This window comes from Lentibacillus sp. JNUCC-1 (genome assembly GCF_009741735.1).
Lineage (GTDB): Bacteria > Bacillota > Bacilli > Bacillales > Amphibacillaceae > Lentibacillus_B.
Window position 1 is genome coordinate 714,400 of record NZ_WHOH01000001.1, and the last position, 17,194, is coordinate 731,593.

At 43.4% G+C, this 17,194-nt stretch carries 12 protein-coding genes and 1 pseudogene; 4 read left to right on the forward strand and 9 right to left on the reverse strand.

Features of this window, described 5'->3' with window-relative positions; all coding sequences use genetic code 11:
* Window positions 1-239: 239 nt before the first annotated feature.
* The 9 genes and pseudogenes from JNUCC1_RS03370 to galU form a co-directional block, all read right to left on the reverse strand.
* The gene (locus JNUCC1_RS03370) at window positions 240-1,523 is read right to left on the reverse strand and encodes an IS110 family transposase (RefSeq protein ID WP_156643628.1); all 1,284 of its coding nucleotides are present in this window, start codon (window positions 1,521-1,523) and stop codon (window positions 240-242) included.
* Window positions 1,524-1,932: 409 nt separating this feature from the next.
* Window positions 1,933-3,006, reverse strand: a complete 1,074-nt coding sequence (locus JNUCC1_RS03375; protein WP_156644082.1) for an EpsG family protein — start codon at window positions 3,004-3,006, stop codon at window positions 1,933-1,935.
* Window positions 3,007-3,036: 30 nt separating this feature from the next.
* Window positions 3,037-3,921: a glycosyltransferase family 2 protein gene (locus tag JNUCC1_RS03380; RefSeq protein WP_156644084.1), complete on the reverse strand. Its 885-nt coding sequence runs from the start codon at window positions 3,919-3,921 to the stop codon at window positions 3,037-3,039.
* Entirely contained in the window at window positions 3,887-5,032 is a 1,146-nt protein-coding gene (locus tag JNUCC1_RS03385; RefSeq protein WP_331713585.1) for a glycosyltransferase family 1 protein, read from the reverse strand. Before JNUCC1_RS03385 ends, JNUCC1_RS03380 begins: the two co-directional genes overlap by 35 nt.
* 5 nt (window positions 5,033-5,037) lie before the next feature.
* Window positions 5,038-6,252, reverse strand: a complete 1,215-nt coding sequence (locus JNUCC1_RS03390) for a glycosyltransferase family 4 protein (RefSeq protein ID WP_156644086.1) — start codon at window positions 6,250-6,252, stop codon at window positions 5,038-5,040.
* Window positions 6,224-8,050 carry a polysaccharide biosynthesis protein gene (locus JNUCC1_RS03395; RefSeq protein WP_331713587.1) on the reverse strand — a complete coding sequence of 609 codons (1,827 nt, stop codon included), beginning with the start codon at window positions 8,048-8,050 and terminating at the stop codon, window positions 6,224-6,226. The genes JNUCC1_RS03390 and JNUCC1_RS03395 overlap by 29 nt, the downstream gene beginning before the upstream one ends.
* A gap of 592 nt (window positions 8,051-8,642) precedes the next feature.
* Window positions 8,643-10,031: a polysaccharide biosynthesis tyrosine autokinase gene (locus JNUCC1_RS03400; protein ID WP_156644088.1), complete on the reverse strand. Its 1,389-nt coding sequence runs from the start codon at window positions 10,029-10,031 to the stop codon at window positions 8,643-8,645.
* Between the two features lie 166 nt (window positions 10,032-10,197).
* Window positions 10,198-11,259, reverse strand: coding sequence for a dTDP-glucose 4,6-dehydratase (rfbB, locus tag JNUCC1_RS03405; protein WP_156644090.1), 1,062 nt, complete (start codon window positions 11,257-11,259; stop codon window positions 10,198-10,200).
* A 24-nt stretch (window positions 11,260-11,283) separates the two neighbouring features.
* Window positions 11,284-12,161 (reverse strand): annotated as a pseudogene (galU, locus tag JNUCC1_RS03410) (UTP--glucose-1-phosphate uridylyltransferase GalU).
* Window positions 12,162-12,363: 202 nt separating this feature from the next.
* Here galU and JNUCC1_RS03415 point away from each other — a divergent pair.
* From JNUCC1_RS03415 to JNUCC1_RS03430, 4 genes are all read left to right on the forward strand, one after another.
* Window positions 12,364-13,668, forward strand: coding sequence for a DUF2254 domain-containing protein (locus tag JNUCC1_RS03415; protein ID WP_156644092.1), 1,305 nt, complete (start codon window positions 12,364-12,366; stop codon window positions 13,666-13,668).
* Between the two features lie 131 nt (window positions 13,669-13,799).
* Window positions 13,800-15,026, forward strand: coding sequence for a Tm-1-like ATP-binding domain-containing protein (locus tag JNUCC1_RS03420; protein WP_156644094.1), 1,227 nt, complete (start codon window positions 13,800-13,802; stop codon window positions 15,024-15,026).
* 2 nt (window positions 15,027-15,028) lie between these two features.
* Window positions 15,029-15,853: a phosphoenolpyruvate hydrolase family protein gene (locus JNUCC1_RS03425; RefSeq protein WP_156644096.1), complete on the forward strand. Its 825-nt coding sequence runs from the start codon at window positions 15,029-15,031 to the stop codon at window positions 15,851-15,853.
* Window positions 15,854-15,926: 73 nt separating this feature from the next.
* On the forward strand, window positions 15,927-17,123 hold the full coding sequence (locus JNUCC1_RS03430) for a phosphoenolpyruvate hydrolase family protein (protein WP_231746962.1): 1,197 nt from the start codon (window positions 15,927-15,929) through the stop codon (window positions 17,121-17,123).
* Window positions 17,124-17,194: the final 71 nt, after the last annotated feature.

Below are 17,194 nucleotides of genomic sequence, written 5' to 3' on the forward strand. Positions count from 1 at the left end.
ACGGGATTATTATCCATACATTCCTTCGTCCTGCGTATCCACAAGGTGGAGGTCGGAAATGCTCCTTAGCTGGGTCTATTGCCCGAATGGGTTAAATAAGCTCCGACTCTGCACTATTGGTGTTTGTTCAATCCTAAGGCCATCAGATGCATTTGTTGAAACATCCCAAATGAATTAAAAAGGTTTATTAATCGCTCATTCAGAACCACTTATCTACGTGGAGTAGTTAACATCAATATTCATGCCACCTGACTTGTTTGTAATTCAGGTAGTCCTTGTAGTAGTTTACTTCCATCAAATTCACACTGCTTCGTGCCAATGGCGAATAAGACACGTATCAACTTACCGCACAAAGCGATCAGAGATTGTTGCTTTTTCAAAGGACGATCGGGACGCGTGGTGTAATAATGATGCAATGTCTTGAACGTCGAATTATGTGCTACCAGTGGGCGCACAGCTAAATAGATCGCTCTTCTCAATCGCTTGCGTCCACGCTTGTCTATTCGTGTTTGCCCTTTGAATTTACCCGAGCTGTGTTCTTTTAAGGATAGACCAGCCATACTTACAATTTGCTGGGGATGACTGTAGTTGGAGAGGTCTCCGACCTCGGCGAAAAACGTGGCCACTGTCGTGGGACCAATGCCTTTAATAGCCATCATTTCTTTAGCTCCAGGTAGATCTGTTATAAGTGTTTCGATCTCTTTATCCAATGACACAAGTTGTTGGTTGTACAATTCATATTGATCAAGCAGAGTCTGTAATTCCTGCCTGGCAAAGCGCAAACCTATCTGAACACCAATGCTTTTCTGGGCAGCTTGGACAAGCTGATTGGCACGTTTGATGCCCACACCACTTTTAACGACTGTTTTCCACGTTGAAAGCACGTCTTCAGGGGTCATATCCTGAATATCAGATGGAAATGGGAATTCACGCAGTGTACAAATAGCTGTCTTACCATTCCAGTCATTAAACACATCATCAAACTCCGGAAAATACCGTTGTATGGCGTTTTGGATGCGTCCTTCGACAATCATCAGCTGTTTGGTGAGTTGATCTCGTAATTTAATCCCTTCCCTTAACTCGGCATAAACACCGTCAAGAAGGTTCGGTACAGAGTATCGACCATCCTTAACCATCTGTGCAATAACACGTGCGTCTTTCGTATCATTTTTTGTGGGCGAATTGTCGTCCAGCTCTTTGCTTTTTTTAACATGCATCGGGTTAACTAACACAAAGTCATAACCTTTGGCGTTCAGGTAGTAGGCTAGACTCTTCCAAAAGTGGCCAGTCGGTTCAACGCCAAACATGACATGTGTCTTTTGGTTTTTCTCTTGAAGCCTAGCTACCCAATCAAGCAGCTTTTGATAACCGTGTATTCGATTTTCAAAGATCAATCGTTTGCCAAATTCAATACCTCGATAATCTTGTGCGCGAGCTACGTGTTTGTCTTTTGCGATGTCAATCCCCACGATCAATGTGGATTCTGTGATTTGCGCGATTTTGTGATTTTGGTTATAATTCATTGCGAGTCCTCCTTGGTATTTATTTAATTCGGGGTCATGATCATGACACCCTGTACTATACCAAGAGGGCTCTTTTCTGTTCAAACCTCAAATTTCTTCATTACAGGAATGCTCCTTAATGTAGCACTGTGGGGTCTTCGGACTCGTGCTGTTCCCGCAGGAGTCGACTTCCCTCCGCTCCAATCACTTTATTTAATTCAGTGCCTTGGACGGTTCTACTCACATAAGAGTTAGAAGATAACCTCTTATATCTAGCTCGCGGAAAACACGGAGACTCCTGTGGGAGGAAAAGCCTCGGTGAGACCCCGGAGGTCGATAGACCGAGGAGGCTCAGCAGCGCCCACTGGACGCGGAGTGTTTTCCCCGAGCGGTTGCCAGAAGCAGGTATTAAAGCTATTCCTCTATTTTTTCACCACATAAAAAAGTCGCTGCGGTATTGGATGTTGAGGGTGATGACATTTTCATAGAAGTAATAGCCCAAGTAACACGCTAGGATCACGTAGTACATGAATGCCTGATCCCGCTCGCGGAACACTTTTATAATCCAAGCAATTAAAATCAATTGATACAAATTAAAATACAGCGCAAACCTCGCAAATATCCAATTTTGTGTCGCAATCACCATAAAAATAAAACCAATCAACACCATATTGACCACATAATCACTTTTCGGAAACACCCTTCTCAACTTATCCCGGCCCAAATAAGCAATAAATAACGGAGCAGCATTAACAGCCACCCGAATGATATTGGCACCCCCCTCATCAAAATTACGATAGTGACCATATTGACTATCCCCAAGCGCCGAAAACAACAGCGCTGAAAAATAATCAAACCCAATCGCAATTACAACCGACACAACCATCAGCACCAATGTCGCTTTGGACCAGGCTCTGACCCGAACCAAAAAATAAATCGGCAGTAAAATCAAGGCGCTCTGATGAAAGAACGACGCCGCCACAACGACCAGTGCATACTTTAGAAACTTTCCTTCCATTAGAAATTTGATCGCCGTAAATGCAATGGCCGCGGCCAGCATTTGTCTCATTCCATTCATGGAAATCAGAAACAAGCCGCCTGTAATATAAACAAATAAACTCAGTTCAATCTTGCGAGAGTAATGATATAAGACAATAACAATCAGAACATTTGTCAGCAGCGCGGTCGTCAGGATCAGAATTTGCGGATCATCGGACAAAGTTTTCAAGCCTTTTTGCAAAATCCCAAAGCCGATATCCTTCTCATCAAAAATATACGCCCACGAAAAGTCAGTGCTTTCATAAATATGTTTGTAAAAATATGTGTCGCCTATATTGGCACGCAGTCCGGAAACAGCGACCAAAGCAGCCATCGAGCCAAACACGAGCAATTTATTCGGTTTGACTGTGATCGTGTATCCTCCCGCTACAACCGGCGTAGAGAAATATCTGGACACGAGTGCCAGGAGAAATACAAGACCCAGATTGATCCAGAGTAACGTCATCCTTGCCACACTTCCCATAAGGGTTTCATTTTAAGTGACCCTTGTTTTCATTTTGATATACCAAAATAAGACTGTTCCAAGCGGTAAGGCCATGATCGTTAAAGCTTTCCGCGGTGTTTCTTGTATGAAGGCTCGATTGCGACTCATAAAGCTGCTTGAAACATAATGGATGGCTTGACGGAATTGGAATGCACGTGTCGCAAATGGCAGCTTCATTAAGGCTTTCCGGTAAAAAGAAAAGCCTTGTGGGTTCTTCCGGTACTGGAAGAGCATATTCCTTGAGGAACCGTCTGCCAGATATTCCACACAGCATAAAGTCTCATCCATGAGCAGAAGTTCATAATCCCGATCCAGCTGATAATACTTGTAGGCAAGCCCGACATAGCGTTCATTTTCAAAAAGCGGATATGGATATTGCCGTGTCAGTTCTGTACGATAAACCAATTTTTTATCGCCTGTTACCCCATGTTTGTAATATAAATCAAACAATGAGGATGCCTTCAAATGAGCCGGCCATTTGGTGCCGATCAGATCCCCTTTTGTATTGGTGTTCAGCCCGACGAGACCGCTGTACTGATCACTGCCATGTTGATTCCAAAAAGAAAGGATCTTTTCCACCGCATCTGGCGGCATAAAGTCATCTGAATCCAAACATACATTCAGCTCGGTATTGATTCTGTCGTACGCCGTGTTATGGGCGCCATGCATCCCTTGATTAGACTGCCGGACATAATCAATGTGAATCAGCTGTTCTTGCTGCCACGCTTCGACCAGCGCTTGTGTTCCATCAGTTGAGCCGTCATCGATGATCAGCCACTTAAAGTCTTGATTTCTCTGCCTTTTAAGACTGGCATAACAGGCGGGCAGTGTGTGGGCCCGGTTATACGTAGGCGTGAATATTGTGAGCTGCTTCATGATCTTCACTCCCATATGATAAATAAGCATCCTGTAAATCGGCGGCCGTTTGTTTGATGTCATAACCATGTTGTTTCAATGCTTCCCCCGATATCAATCGTGCCTGTGTTCTGTAACTCAACAGCTGAATCGCGTCCGACCAGGCCGCGTGATCTGACAGCGGTAAGTAATGGACCAGGTGCAGGTTCAAATCCACTTCACTTGTAATGGTGTCAGAAATCAAACACGGCAATCCTGCTGCTTGGGCCTCAATCAACGTTACCGGTAGGCCTTCATGCAATGACGGAAACACAAACAGATCGAACGCATGCAGCAACTCAGGTATATTCTCCCGCACCCCAAGAAACCGGACATGGTTATTTAAACCCAACGCATTCACCCGGCTCTGAATTTTCTTCTTCAGGACCCCGTCTCCTGCCAATAACAGAATGGCATGCGGCAGCTGTTGATGAACTTCCGCGAAGATCTCAATCAGCCCATCATGGTTTTTCTGTTTGTTAAACCGGCCAACATGCCCTAAAACAAAAGCATTATCAGGGATGTTTAATGCCGTTCGAATTTGACGCCGACTGGATTCATTAAATAGAAAGGTATCAATATCTATGCCGTTTTTTAAAATATGGGCCTGACTCGCATCTTTCTGAAACAGCCAGTCTGCAGCAGCCTGTGAACATGCGTACAGATGGGTGTGGTCCGTCTTGATAGAACGGCCTGCATAATATTTATAGCCTTTGGACAAGAACCCGCCTTCACTTGCGGTGTTATGACTGTGGACGATGCGGATCGGAACAGCTGCTTTCTTCGCCTCACGGATGACCAATCCGCTCATTCTGTCCATGTGGGCATGCACCACCTGATAGTGGTGTGCCACAAAAAATTGTTTCAAACTGCGCATATACCCTCGGTGCCCTGCCTCTGTTACATACGGCATCCGGTGCACCACACCGCCCAAGGATTTAATCTCTTCGTCATACACCCCTTCTTTGCACGTCAGGAAATCAAATTGCACTTTTCGTCGGTCCATATGCCGATACAGATTCATGATCAATGTTTCTGCACCGCCTCTGTTCATATTGACGACAACATGCAGGATCCTTAATGGTTCGCTCACATCGCTCACCTCCCAATGACAGATTGATATGACGTTGGTTGAGCTGTTCCCATTAACCGTTGATAGATCAGTTGTTTTTCAAGCATTACGGTATCGATGCTATAAGCTTCTTCAATCGTCCGTCTCCCCTGCTGCCCGAGGTGTTCTCTAAGATTCTTATGTGCCCATAAATGCTTTACCTTCTCCGCGAACAGTTCCGGTTCATGGGGCCCCAGCAAATAGCCCTCCCGATGATTCCGGACCAGCTCGTTATGCCCCCGATTCGTTGTTGCCACCACAGGCAGGCCGGCCGCCATTGCTTCCATAATGTTAACAGGCAGGCCTTCTCGGAAACTTGATGCGACTGCGACATCACATACTGGCAAGAGGTCTTCTATATCTTTCCGAAAACCGAGAAACGTAACTCTGTCGGCAATCCCAAGATGGTGTGCGTGTGCTTTGCAGTCTTCAAGCATTGTGCCTTCTCCTGCCAGAATCAGTCTTATATTCGGGATATCCCTTTTAAGCAATGCCACCACTGATAGCAAAAATTGCTGATTTTTATTACGGTTAAATTCAGATGCATTAAATAATAAAAAGTCATCGGCATCAAATCCCAATGACTTTTTTTCCGTTGCTTTAATATGTTTTGGCAATGGCTTAAATCGACTGGTGTCGACGCCTACACCACTGACGCGATGGACTTCTTTAGCTTTGAAACCGCGCCTGAGTGCGAGATTGTAATCTTCTTTATTAATGGTAAGCAGGCTGTCAGTGTAGTGGGAAAGACCTTTTTCAATCGGGTAATACAGCAGCCAGTTTCTGAACGGAACCCCTTTGCAAAAGTGAAAACCGTGTGCTGTATAAATGACTTTCGTCCCTTTTTTCCGGGCGCTTCTCGCGGTCAGCCGGGCCAGCACGCCTCCCAGCGGTGTGTGTGCATGAATAAAATCATAGTCATGGTGGTCGATGATGGTCCGCAGCTGTTTGTATCCTTTGATATTACGGACATGAAACGGTGAACGGTGAATGTCGATTGTGAATTTCTTGTCTGTAAACGGCAATTCCATATCACCTGCTGCTGCGACATGCACATCCCACCCTTGCTGTTTGAACCATTGCATTTCCGGTAAATGAAACGCTTTGAAATGATAATCAACTGTCGCACAGTAAAGAATTGTTTTTGTCACAGGCACCACCTCCCTTTTAGCCTTACATTGGCATCGCTTGCTGTGCTTCATTTGGTATCGTCTGATTGGCAAGTTGCAGCAGTTCGTCTCGTAATTCGTTGCGGCTGTATATGTGGTAATGATGAATAATATGTTCGATTTCTTCCATATAAAGGCTGGTTGTTTTTCCGATATAAATTTTCGGATGGATTTGTTCCTCATGACTTTCACCGTCATTTAATAATTCTTCAAATAATTTTTCGCCCGGCCTGATCCCGGTGAACTCAATGCTGATGTCGTTCAACGTGAATCCGGAAAGCTTGATCAGGTTAGTCGCCAAGTCTAATATCTTAACCGGCTTTCCCATATCCAGCACAAAAATCTCACCGCCTTTTGCCAATGCCCCGGCCTGGATAACCAATCTCGACGCTTCTGGGATGGTCATGAAATAGCGCACCATGTCAGGGTGTGTAATCGTAATAGGTCCGCCATTTTCAATTTGCCGTTTAAATAAAGGAATCACACTCCCTCGGCTTCCCAGCACATTGCCAAAACGAACCGCTACAAATTTGGTCCGGCTGCCCCTCCCCATATCCTGGATGATCATTTCCGCAAGCCGTTTGGAGGCTCCCATCACACTGGTCGGATTTACGGCTTTATCGGTGGAGACCATTACAAAGGTTTTCACCTGCTCACGGGCAGCGGCTTTGGCAACATTCATCGTACCAATCATATTATTCTTCACCGCTTCATCCGGACTTCGCTCCATTAAAGGCACGTGCTTGTGGGCCGCTGCATGATACACCACATCGGGTTGGTGCCTGGACATAACCTCTTCCATTTTACGGGCATCCTGAATTTCCGCGATTTCTGTCACAAACTCTATCTCAGTATGTTTGCATGTATGCTTTAATTCCATTTCAATCTGATAGATGCTATTCTCACCATGTCCCAGCAGAATCAGTTGCTCCGGACGAAACATCGTAATTTGTCTGGCAATCTCTGACCCAATCGAACCGCCGCCACCAGTGATCAGCACCACTTTTCCGGTAATATGCTTTGCTATTGATGTCATATCCATTTCCACTGGATCACGGCCAAGCAAGTCCTCCACCCGCACGTCACGAAACTGACTGAAGGCCACTTTACCGGTAATCAAGTCTTCTATAGCGGGCAGAATTTTGGTTTGTGCCTCTGTTTTGGCACATTCTTTGAAAATGGTATTTAAATCTCGGCGGTCAAGAGAGGGAATCGCAATAATAATATGATCGATTTCAAAATTCTCCACCACATTGGGAATGTCTTTAACGCCACCTGCTACTGGAAGACTCAAAATATCTAATTGCTGTTTCCCGAAATCATCGTCAATAAAAGCAACTGGACTCAACCCTTGACTCTGCTCTCTTAGCAGCTGTCGTGCAACCATTGTTCCAGCTGATCCAGCACCAACAATCAGTGTGCGCTTTCCATCTGATGTTTGTGGAATGATCCGATCCCTAAAGATCCGCCATAGAAACCTGGAGCCCCCTAGAAAAACCATATACATGAGGCCGGTAGCTACCATCAATCTGTGCGACATAGGCTCGAACCAGATAGCATCAACCATTAAAGCCGATATAATTGCCAACGTAGCAACTTTCAATATGGTCCACAGTTCTCCAATACTGGCGTACTCCCAGACCTTTTTATAGAATTTGAAGTAAAATGAAAACAAATAATGACTGATTAAAATGATGGCGGCAAAAGCTATAACCGATATGGTAAAAACGTTGAAAGACGCCAGCACAAGATAATGACTGGCCACAATCGCACTAAGTACAATAATAGAATCAATGACAATGAACAAACTGAGCCGTTTCTTGTAAGACACAACACATACCCCCTTCCATAGTGATTTGGATAATCAGACATAAAAAATATGTAGTGGGCATCTAACCCATCCTCACACCACACCCTCGATGACGCGCATCTAAGGTCTATTCCAACCCACAGCATGGCCGAGTGCCTCCAATGATATCGGTATAGTAGACATTACCGAGAACGAATTTGTTCTTATTAAAGAACAATAAAACACACTTTTCCCTTATAAAAACAGGCTATTAACTGTTTATGACTCCTTCTGGCGATCGCTGGGGAAACACTCCGCTTTCCGCGGGCGCTGCTGAGCCTCGGGCCCACAGGACGTGGGTCATGAAGAAGTAGCGATTGACGTCGCGGTTTTAGCCTTCCTTCCCCTCTTATGAGAGTAGAACCGTCCAAGCCACTGAATTACATAGAGTGATTGGAGCGGAGGGAAGTCGACTCCTGCGGGAACAGCACGAGTCCGAAGACCCCGCAGAGGTGGTTTTCCTCGAGGAGGCTGAGGCCGTGCCGCGGAAAGCGACTTCCCGGAGCGCAAATCACGGTGCTCTCGTTGTGGCTGCTAGCTATTCTCCACACCATAAGTAGTTAGAACACTGTCCCTACCGATTATTCATGATGACGCCCATGAGGTGGGCGTGGGCTAGGTGTAGAACTTTGCCGGCTTCGGCTGTTTTGTTCTGTGCGGTTTTGCCCTGGTTTAGGACAAGCACAACACCGTCACATTGATTGGCCAGCACCCGCGTTTCGGTGGACTCCAGCAATCCTGGTGAATCAATCAAAATCGCATCATAATGCCGGACAACCTCCTTCAACAACGCATTCATGCTCGCACTCCCAAGCAATTCCGGCGGGTTAGCCGCCTCAGATCCACTCGTTAATATATCCAAATTCCCAATACCCGTTTGATTAAGGGCACTTAGAAATGATGCGCTATTTGATAAAACATTTGTTAACCCCTCTTCATTCGGCAAGTTGAAAATGCGGTGAATCATCGGCTTGCGCATATTGGCATCGATTAATAAGATCTTTTCATTTTGCTGGGTCATGGAAACCGCTAGATTCGCAATCATGGTCGATTTCCCCTCCCCTTTCCCAGGAGATGTAACCAGGAAGACGTGTTTCTTTTTCCAGGCAGTCACAAACTGGATGCTCGCCCGAATGGTACGGAATTGATCTGAAATAACCGATGTGCTGTTAGAGTATGTGATTAGATTCGCCCGCTTTAATGGCGCTTCTTTTGTTTTCCGGCTCAATATCAATGAAATCCCCCTGTCTTCTGACGTTTCCTGTGTATCCTGTTCATGTTTATCTTTCGTCAACTTCTTTTTCTTCATATTTGAAACAGTACCAAGGATCGGGACGCCCAGTATATCCTCCACTTCCTGTTCATTTTTAACTGAACCATCAAGTGATTCCAGCAGATAGGCTAACCCGATTCCTGCCATCAACCCACCCAGCAAGGTCAAAATCAGCAATTTCGTTTGATTTTGGTTAATGGGTTCATCATTTAATGCGGCTTTTGACAACAGCTGAACACCTTCGAATTCAAGGAGATCAACAATTTCATTTTTAAAAACACGTGCGGTCGTATTGGCAATCTGTACTGCTACAGCTGGATCCTGGTCTGTCACCGAAATTAAAATCACCTGTGAATCTTCCAGTCGTTCAACTTTAATTTGATTGGCAATGCCCGCAGAAGACTTTGAGAGATTCAAATCATCTTTAACTTTTTCCATAATAATAGGGTCTGTGATCATGACCATCAGGGTTTTCATAAATTCTCCGTCGGAATCGACTACAATACGTGTTGACGTTTCGTAAGAGGGTGTACTGTTCTTTTCCGCTAGATAGTAACCCCCGGCCAAGCCAAGCAGCAGCATCACGATGATGATCCAATACCGTTTTTTAAAAACATTAAAATGGGCTTTCAAATCAATGTCTTTCTCAGTGAGCCCTTTAGAATCGTGGTCTTGCTTAAATGCGTTCATATGATCACCTTTTTTTGAGATCTTTTATTTTACGTGCCTAGAGAGATAAAAATTCATTATAACGAACGAACAGGTGTAAAAAAAAATGAACTATCTATTTGTGTTGGGGATTTTCATTAGTTTAGTTCATTATAACGAACGCGTCAAGAGGAAAATACATATTATTTCATTTTTCCTGAATTTCTTTTACAAAAAGCTCTTTTTCGGCGTTATCATTATGGCCAGAAAGAACGCGTCTTAACCAATCATCATTGGTTAAATACCAGTCAATGGTTTTGCGCAGGCCTTCTTCAAAAGTGTAGCCTGGTCTCCAGTTCAGTTCTCTGGTAATTTTTGTGTGGTCAATGGCATATCTGAAATCATGTCCCAACCGGTCTTCAACATGTTTGATCAATTTTTGATCTTTAATGAGATGTGCAAGAATCTGCTTGACGATATAAATGTTTTCTTTTTCATTATGACCGCCAATATTATAGACTTCCCCAACAACCCCTTTATGCAAAACCGCATCAATAGCCCGGCAATGATCGTCGACATAAAGCCAGTCTCTCACCTGTTTCCCGTCCCCATAAACAGGCAGTTCCTGATCGCGGAGCGCGTTATGAATCATGAGCGGAATTAACTTTTCCGGGTGTTGTAAAGGGCCATAGTTGTTCGAGCAGCGCGTAATATTGACAGGCAGACCGTATGTCTTGAAATAAGATCTGACCAGCATATCGGCCGATGCCTTGGATGCTGAATAAGGACTGTTTGGTGCCAGACATGTTTTTTCTGTAAAGTAACCGTCCTTGCCAAGTGTTCCGTATACTTCATCCGTGGAAATTTGAATAAACTTTTTACCTTGTTGATAAGACTGGCTGTAAGTGTCCCCATGGGCCGTTTTCCAATGACGTCTGGCAGCCTCCAGCAATATTTGCGTCCCGAGTACATTTGTTTTAAGAAAAATGTTCGGATTTTCTATACTCCGGTCCACATGGGATTCCGCTGCAAAATTAATGACGGCATCAATATCATACTTCAGTAATATGTCTTCCACGAGGGCTTGATCAGTAATATCCCCCTGAATAAAGTGATGGCGCTGATCGCTTTCAACGTCTTTCAGATTGCTAAGATGGCCGGCATAGGTAAGCAGATCGAGATTTACGATGGTGTAATCATAATGACCGAGCATGTATTTCACAAAGTTTGCACCGATAAAACCGGCGCCTCCGGTTACGAGTATATTCATTGGACGCCTCCCCCTATGATTCATTTATTTTACTGGTGTTTTTAATGCTAATTCTTCGATCAATTCAGCAACATCCGCACCGATTGTTTCATCTTTTAAGGCAAACGCCAGCGTTGTTTTTACAAAACCGAACTTCTCACCGACATCATACCGGGTACCAGAAAAGTCATAGGCGTAAACATCCTGTTCTTCATTCAGCATTTGCAGGGCATCTGTGAGCTGAATTTCACCGCCGGCCCCGATGTGATGTTTATCCAAGTATTTGAAGATATCCGGGGTCAGGATGTAGCGGCCAAGGATAGCCAGATTTGATGGTGCCGTGCCTTGCTCAGGCTTTTCCACAAAATGGTCCACTTTATAAAGGCGGCCTTCAGATGCGCTTGGGCTCACGATTCCGTAACGGTCTGTTTCATTGTCGGGCACTTGCTGGACACCTGTAATTGACCGCCCTGTCAAATCATATTGCTCGATCAGCTGTTTTAGACTGGGGGATCTGCTTCAACAATGTCATCACCCAACAGGACTGCAAAAGGTTCATTGCCAATAAACTTCCGCGCACACCATACCGCGTGCCCAAGGCCCTGGGGATCTTTTTGCCGGATATAGTGGATATCCACCTTTGAAGTTTGATTCACCTTTTCAAGCAGCTCAAATTTTTCTTTTTTGATAAGATTGTTTTCCAGTTCAAAATTGCTGTCAAAGTGATCCTCGATCGCACGCTTATGTTTGCCTGTAACGATAATAATGTCCTCGATGCCTGACTCAATCGCTTCTTCCACGATATACTGAATCGTTGGTTTGTCGACAATCGGAAGCATTTCTTTCGGCATCGCTTTTGTCGCCGGCAGGAAGCGCGTCCCCAGCCCTGCAGCTGGTATAATCGCCTTCTTTACTTTTTTCATCCTTACCATCCTTTCGAAGTGTGCTTCACCATCTATCATTCTCGTTCTCTTTAAAGAACGTATTCTCATCATAAATCAAACGAGCAAGAAATACAAGAACATAATTTAAATTTTTCTGATAAGCGTTGGTCCTTTGACATGCTTCAAATGATTTCCAGATTGAGATTATATGATAAGGGTATGATTAAGGGAGGTTTTTTTATTGAAAGGTGTTGTTTTGGTGAAGAACTCAAAAGTATGGATAAATGTTAGAGAAAGTTTTTGGTTTCTGCCCGCGGTTTATGGCCTTTCCGCAATCATGCTCGTTTTCTTAACGAATATACTGGATGCATGGTTGGTATCGAGTTTTAAGGATAACATCCCAAAGCAGATTATCACGGGAAAAGATACGGCAAAAAAATTATATGCAACACTTGTGACGGCTATTCTTACAATGACAACGATTAGCTTTTCAGTCATCATGGTTGTTTTGACAACATATGCGTCCCAATTCTCACCGAGAGTCTTGCAGGACTTCATGAAAAGCCGGGTCACTCAGCATGTACTGGGCATTTATTGTTCTGGTTTTCTTTTCGCACTGCTCCTACTGCTTCTGATCGATTATGGCAAGCCCCTGCTCGGCCCAGCCTCTATGGTGGTCATTGCGATCCTCAACTTAGGTGCTTTTGTCTATTTCATTCACCATACGGCACGTTGGCTGCAGGTGAATCGTTTGGTCGGCATGATTGAGGAAAAAGGCACGAAAGCCATTAAGGAAATGACAAAAGAAAAGCAAACTTATTATGAATACAGTTCCTGGAACAAAGATGAAATCAATCAATATCGCAATCAAGCAAAATCTGTTCTCACTGCCAAGCGTTCGGGCTATATCCAAAGCATTAATTGGAGCGGAATGATCGAATGTGCCAAGAAACATGATGTTGCAGTTGATCTTCATGTCCAGGTCGGAAGTTTCATAACACATGATTTGCCAATTATGAATGTGTATGCCACAGAACAGACAGAAGCAGTTGAGCAACTTCGATCTTTTTTAATTGTGGGCAAAGAGCGCACAGACGTTCAAGACGTCGAGTTCACCATTCAAAAAATCGGCGAAATTGCGCTTCGGGCCATCTCTCCTTCAACAAATGACCCGCATACCGCCGTCAATTGCATCAACAGGATCGGTGGGTTATTAATTGAACTCGGGGATTCGCAAAAAGAAACACCATATTTAGCAGATGACCAGAACAATCTGCGCGTGATCCACAAAACAAAGAGTTTTGAAGAATACTTGTACAAAAGTTTTTATCAAATACGCCATTATGGACAAAATGATATTTCCGTCATTTATGGCATTTTAGAGGTCCTTTACAAAATTGCACGTTCCAGTGACCCCGTTATAAAAGATAAAATCTGGTCCTTCCACTTTTACATCCTGGATGTTGTGGATTGGAACCACCTATCCAACTTGGACCGGGAACATTTGAATGAGATCTATATCAAGTTAAAAGAGTGTTGTGCTTGAAATGGGTCTGGGCGGTGTTGTGGTAACGATCACTTCTAAACACAAGAACGCCTAACAAAACATCATTAACTTCGCGTTCAGTAAGCGTTATCATATAATCAAGCTTTTAATTCTTAGGAGAGGGGTATTTTATGGTTAAAACGATCGCTTTAGCTGGAACTATGGATTCGAAAGGCAAAGAGTTTTTATTTGTGAAAGAACTAATTGAATCATTGGGATTCAATACTCTTATTATTCATACTGGAGTATTTGAACCATCTATCCCTATTGATGTCTCTAACAGTGATATCGCATCAGCTGTCGGAGCAAATATTACAGATCTTGCAGAGAATAAAGATCGAGCTCGTGCAACAGAAGTGCTGTCTCAAGGAATGGAAAAGATACTGCCTGAATTATATGAGGCAGGCAAATTTGATGGCATTTTATCACTTGGCGGAACGGGTGGAACTTCTATGGTAACCCCTGGCATGCGGGCGCTGCCTGTTGGGGTCCCTAAAGTTATGGTCTCGACTGTAGCCTCTGGCAACACTGAACCTTATGTAGGTACGAGTGACATTGTTATGGTTCCTTCTATTGTCGACGTGGCCGGTCTCAACGTCATATCCACTAAAGTATTTTCAAATGCTGTTTTTGCTATTACAGGCATGCTCTCTCATGAAAGTAAAACACCGGAAGACAGAAAACCTCTCATAGCAGCAACAATGTTCGGTTTAACCACGCCTTGCATTAACCATGCAAAAGCTTATCTTGAAGAAAAAGGATATGAAGTACTTGTTTTTCATGCAACAGGCGTGGGTGGACAAACAATGGAGAGCCTAATTGAAGAGGGATTTTTTGATGGTGTTCTTGACATGACTACTACAGAACTCGCAGATGAGTTGGTTGGTGGCGTTTTAACAGCAGGGCCCCACCGCTTAGAGGCTGCAGGAACTCACGGAGTGCCTCAAGTAATTTCTCCCGGAGCTATGGATATGATAAACTTCGGACCATACGAATCTGTACCTGAACAATTTTCTAAGAGAAATTTTTATAAACATAACCCAACTGTCACATTAATGCGAACAACTCAAGAAGAAAACGCTGAGTTGGGAAGAATACTTGCAGAAAAGCTTAACCAAGCGAGAGGAAACACCTCTTTTTTCATCCCTTTACAAGGCTTTTCTGGTCTAAGTAAAAAAGGCCAAGCTTTTCACAGCCCAGAAAATGATGCTGCTCTGATCAGTGCCCTTAAACAAAATATCGACCAAGATAAAGTAACCATGCACGAGATGGCTACCGACATCAATGACAAAGCGTTCGCCGAAGCAGCAGCGGAAGAACTTGTAACACTTATAGAACGAAATAAAGGAGCGAAATAAGCATGATAGAAAAAAAAGATATTCTTAACCGTTTTAAGGCTGAAATTGAGAAGGGAAACACCTTGCTCGGCGTGGGAGCAGGGACTGGCATTACAGCCAAAAGCAGTGAAGCAGGCGGAGCTGACATGCTAATCATTTATAATTCAGGACGTTACCGTATGGCAGGCCGTGGATCATTGGCAGGGTTGCTTTCCTATGGAGATGCCAATCAAATTGTAGTAGAGATGGGAAGCGAGGTCCTTCCCGTTGTACAAAATACCCCCGTACTCGCGGGAGTTAATGGTACTGATCCTTTTAGAGTGATGGACGTATTCTTAGCCCAATTAAAAGATCAGGGTTTCAGTGGTGTACAAAACTTTCCAACAGTAGGCCTAATCGATGGTGCATTTAGGCAAAACCTTGAAGAAACCGGTATGGGATACGATCTGGAAGTTGATATGATTAAAAAAGCTCATGACTTGGATATGTTGACAACCCCATATGTTTTTGATGAAGAGCAAGCTGTAAAAATGACAAAAGCAGGAGCAGATATATTAGTTGCTCACATGGGTCTCACGACCAAAGGAACCATTGGCGCAAAAACAGCACTGACCCTTGATGATTGTGTCAACAAGATACAAGGTATTGTAGATGCAGGTAAATCTATCAACCCAGATATTATGGTGATTTGTCACGGCGGACCAATTGCAGAGCCTGATGATGCTGCGTACATCATTAATAAAGTTGATGGTATTGTAGGATTTTTTGGAGCTTCAAGCATTGAACGTTTCGCTGCTGAAAAAGGTATAAAAGAACAATCACAGGCTTTTAAAAGTATTAAAAAGTAGCGTTGTTGAGATGTCTCGTTTTTTGAGGCATCTCTTTATCATATACGATATAATCCAATTGAAGGGGGGAATCATGATGTTTAACAGACTGGATATTATTTCGCAATTACAACAAGCCTCTCAGTACAACCTCCCTCTTATTGGCGTTGCAGCAGGTTCTGGATTAACTGCTAAATCAGCACAAAAAGGCGGAGCAGATTTCATTCTTGCTCTTAGTTCAGGGTTTTTTCGCCAAAAAGGGATTAGTTCGCTTGCGGGGTACATGCCAATTTCAAACAGCAATCAAGTTGTAATGGATTTTGCTAAAAAAGAGATTTTGCCCGCTATGAGGATCCCAACTTTTTTTGGTTTTAACGCCACAGACCCCACTTTATATCCAGATACTTTAATAAACAAAATAAAATCACATGGTTTCTCTGGTATTATTAATTATCCTACAATCGGATTAATAGATGGACACTTTCGGGAGGCTTTGGAGGAATCTGGATTTACTTATCAACGGGAGATAGATGCTATTAAAATCGCTCATGAAAAAGACCTTTTCACGATAGCTTTTGTTTTTAGCCAAGAACAAGGAATAAAAATGATAGAGGCAGGAGCCGATATTATTTGTATACATCTGGGTTTAACAACAGGCGGTTTACTGGGAGGTCATCAATTTAAATCGCTGCAATCTGCAAAACGACTAGCCGTGCGCATCAGTCATACATGCAGAGAGTTGAACCCTGATATCCTCACTATGGTTTATGGCGGCCCCTTTAATAAGCCAGTCGACATCCAATTCATGTATGACGGCACTGATATTGATGGATATATAGGTGGTTCTGCTTTTGAGCGAATACCTGCTGAAGAAATCATTGAAAATGTAACCCGCTCTTTTAAAACTATGAATGATCATCAGTATAAAAAAGTGATTCAACAGACTGTAAATGACATAGGCGCACGAGAGGATTATATTGATTTCATCATTAAATACGTGAGCGCACATTACCATGAGAATTTGTCACTTAATGATTTTGCTTCTATGGTGAATCTATCACGTTCTTATTTAAGTACTTTATTTAAAGAGAAAATGGGAATATCATTCACAGATTATTTGATTGACTACAGACTTAGCCGGGCTATCGAAATCATGAAAAAAAATAACTTCCCTCTAAAAAACATTGCAGAAATGGTCGGCTATACCGATTATGCTCAGTTCAGTAGGATTTTCAAAAAACGAAAAGGACAATCACCTAGAGCTTTTTTCACTCAACAAAATGACGCTTAGAAAAACCCTCATAAATCTTACACCTTCATCCCAACTTCTAAGTTCCGTTGAAATGAAGGTGCTTTTTAAAA

Bases quoted from the DNA above. Each gene is read 5' to 3' on its own strand.
- JNUCC1_RS03420 (WP_156644094.1), top strand. From the start codon at position 13,800: ATGGTTAAAACGATCGCTTTAGCTGGAACTATGGATTCGAAAGGCAAA.
- JNUCC1_RS03380 (WP_156644084.1), bottom strand. From the start codon at position 3,921: ATGAAGCAGCTCACAATATTCACGCCTACGTATAACCGGGCCCACACA.
- JNUCC1_RS03400 (WP_156644088.1), bottom strand. From the start codon at position 10,031: ATGAACGCATTTAAGCAAGACCACGATTCTAAAGGGCTCACTGAGAAA.
- rfbB (WP_156644090.1), bottom strand. From the start codon at position 11,259: ATGAATATACTCGTAACCGGAGGCGCCGGTTTTATCGGTGCAAACTTT.
- JNUCC1_RS03425 (WP_156644096.1), top strand. From the start codon at position 15,029: ATGATAGAAAAAAAAGATATTCTTAACCGTTTTAAGGCTGAAATTGAG.
- JNUCC1_RS03430 (WP_231746962.1), top strand. From the start codon at position 15,927: ATGATGTTTAACAGACTGGATATTATTTCGCAATTACAACAAGCCTCT.
- JNUCC1_RS03370 (WP_156643628.1), bottom strand. From the start codon at position 1,523: ATGAATTATAACCAAAATCACAAAATCGCGCAAATCACAGAATCCACA.
- JNUCC1_RS03375 (WP_156644082.1), bottom strand. From the start codon at position 3,006: ATGACGTTACTCTGGATCAATCTGGGTCTTGTATTTCTCCTGGCACTC.
- JNUCC1_RS03390 (WP_156644086.1), bottom strand. From the start codon at position 6,252: ATGAAGCACAGCAAGCGATGCCAATGTAAGGCTAAAAGGGAGGTGGTG.